Below are 2,586 nucleotides of genomic sequence, written 5' to 3' on the forward strand. Positions count from 1 at the left end.
CAAGGGCGGCCGGCTGCTCCGCGACGTCCACGAGCGCGAGGAAGACCGAAAGAGGGCTGATCGACAGCAGGTTGGCAAGGGCGACCGTCTGCACCAGCAGGACGACCGGAAAGAGCACGAAATATTCGGCCGGATGATAAAGCGTATAAACCGGCTCGGCGAAACTCCTCCACAACAGGTAATAGGAAATCCAGAAAAAGGCCTCCAGCGCCAGAACGGCGGATACGAATATCGACAGCCAACCCGCTGCTTTCACCGCCAGCAACGCCAGATCGTTCGCGGCGCCGTTCAGGGCAGTGCACAAATGGTCGTTCGGGCACAGGAGGCCGGGACCGAAATCGAAACGATATGTTGCTCCGGCCCAGCCTATTGCCGCTAGCAGGCTGACGACTCCGAGCGCGACGAGAAAATAGACCTCGGTGTCGTAGGCTTCGAAATCGAGCCTTCGCTTGTGCCGTTCGGCGTCGCTATATTCCCGACTGCGCCGTTTCCTGATCCGGTGGAGTTGCTTGTAATGTTGCAGCGGACTCAGGCAACGCGCAAAAAAGAACAGATTGGCGACTATTTTTGCGAGGAGCGAGGGCCGCTGGCCCCAAAGCCAGACGGTCGGCGGCGGCTCACCCGCCGTTTCAGAAAAATAGCGCCTGATTCCGGCAATCCGCTTGTTGCTCATTCCGGCCGTCCCCCTCCCGCGGCAGACCTCGATCGCGCGGATGACGACCATTGCTATGGCACCGAACGCGCTGTGAACAGCCCTTGCGATCCTCGGAGTCAATCGCCCGCGAAATCGAACGCCGAAACCCCGCGTTCGCCGTCGCGAAAGCGCAGCGGGCGGCCGAGCGGCGGCATCGATCGCTGGACGCATCCGGTACGTGTACAGCGACGGCATCCAAGACCGATCGGCGTCGCGGGGCTGCGCATCAGGTCGAGCCCGCGCGCAGCAATCAGCGGCGCCGCGACCTTGGCATCGACGCCCACGCCGACCGTAAACCGCGCCGGTGTGCCGCTGCCCGTCGCACCGGGCGCGGCGACCGAGCGCGACTGGGTGAACCAGCGCGACCCGTCCTCCAGTTCGACCAGATCGGCAACGACCTCACCGGGGCGTGCGAAGGCTTCGTGGACGCCCCACAGCGGGCAGCGCGCGTCGCCGTCGACGAGCGGCGACTGGCTCGCGCCGGCATAGCGCTTGCTCCCCTGCCCGGCGCGGTCGATGCGCAACATGAAAAACGGCAGCCCACGCGCGCCAACGCGCTGCAAGGTCGTCAGCCGGTGCGCGACCTGCTCATAGCCGGCACCAAAGCGCCGCTGGAGCAGAAGCAAATCATATCCCGTCGCGTCGCACGCGCGCAGGAACCGGCTGTACGGCATCATCAGCGCGGCGGCGAAATATTGGATCAGATGCCGCTCGAACAGGCGCGCGGCGGCGCTCTCGGCGAATTCGGCGCCCGCGACCAGCGCGTCGATCTCGGCCTTCGCCTCGATCTGCGCGAGCGTCGCCGCGGCCTGGAAGGTGCGCGACGCGGGGCGCAGTAACTCGCTCAGCATAAGTTGCCGCGCGTGCCAGTCGAGCCAGCGCAGCCGGTCGGGCATCACGTCCGACGGCAATATGCGGATGCCGAGCTGGTGCCGCGTGCGCAAACGCTCGGAAATCGTACCGTAAAGGTCGCCGCCCGCAAGCCGCAGTTCGTCGGCCAGTTCCTCCGCGCGCGCATCGAGATCGGGAAAATGGTTGCGCCATTTCTCGATTGCGCGGCGCACTGCGGCAACTTCGGGCGCATCGCCTTCGCCTTCCGCGCGCCCTTCCGGCGCGGCATCGAACAGGCGCGCAAAGGCGGCCGCGGTCGCCGGCGCCGTCTGCAACCACTCCTCAACCTCGTGTGCACCAATCCCCAGATCGGCAAAGCGCGGATCGGCCAGCCGTCGCCGCAGCCCCGCAAGCCCGCCCGGTAGGTCTTCGGCTCCCAGCTTCGCGGCATCGAAACCAAAGCGTTCCGCCAGCTTGACGATCACGGTTGCGGACAAGGGCCGCTGCCCATGTTCGATCAGATTGAGATAGCTTGGCGAAATATGGAGCGCCTCGGCCATCGCCGCCTGCGTCATCCCCGCCTCGCGGCGCACCTTGCGCACCGCCGGCCCCGCAAACACCCGCCGCTCCGCCATTTTTTGTAACTTTCTTTACTGATTTACATATCGATTTACACCTTATCGCCATATTTCACAAATATTATTGACAAAGCTTTTCACTTTGCGGGGCATTTTCGCCACCTTCCATCCATCACCTCCGCACAAGGGACAAGACGATGGGTTATCAGGAAGACATGGCGCAGGCTGGCCGCCTCATCCGCGATTATGACGGCACCTGGGACGGCATCAGCGGCGAAAGCATCGCCCGCATGCGCGCGCAGAACAAGTTCCGCACCGGCCTCGACGTTGCCCGCTACACCGCACGCATCATGCGCGCCGACATGGCGGCCTATGACGCCGACCCCGCGAACTACACCCAGTCGCTGGGCTGCTGGCACGGCTTCATCGCGCAGCAGAAGATGATCTCGATCAAGAAGCATTTCGGGACCACCAAGCGCAAAT

2 protein-coding genes and 1 pseudogene are annotated in these 2,586 nt (G+C 64.2%); 1 reads left to right on the plus strand and 2 read right to left on the minus strand.

What is annotated here, in order from left to right:
- Both VGD20_RS10875 and VGD20_RS10880 read right to left on the minus strand, forming a co-directional pair.
- The coding region (locus VGD20_RS10875) for a hypothetical protein (protein ID WP_331134464.1) at nt 1-724 on the minus strand (724 nt) is incomplete at its 3' end.
- A 47-nt stretch (nt 725-771) separates the two neighbouring features.
- Entirely contained in the window at nt 772-2,160 is a 1,389-nt protein-coding gene (locus VGD20_RS10880) for a helix-turn-helix domain-containing protein (RefSeq protein ID WP_331134465.1), read from the minus strand.
- Nucleotides 2,161-2,300: 140 nt separating this feature from the next.
- Between VGD20_RS10880 and VGD20_RS10885 the strand changes: the two are divergent.
- Nucleotides 2,301-2,586 (plus strand): annotated as a pseudogene (locus VGD20_RS10885) (isocitrate lyase); the annotation flags it as partial.

This window comes from Sphingopyxis sp. (assembly GCF_036402335.1).
Classification (GTDB): Bacteria; Pseudomonadota; Alphaproteobacteria; order Sphingomonadales; family Sphingomonadaceae; genus Sphingopyxis.

Excerpts from the sequence above, each read along its gene's own strand:
- VGD20_RS10880 (WP_331134465.1), bottom strand. The coding sequence starts at position 2,160 with ATGGCGGAGCGGCGGGTGTTTGCGGGGCCGGCGGTGCGCAAGGTGCGC.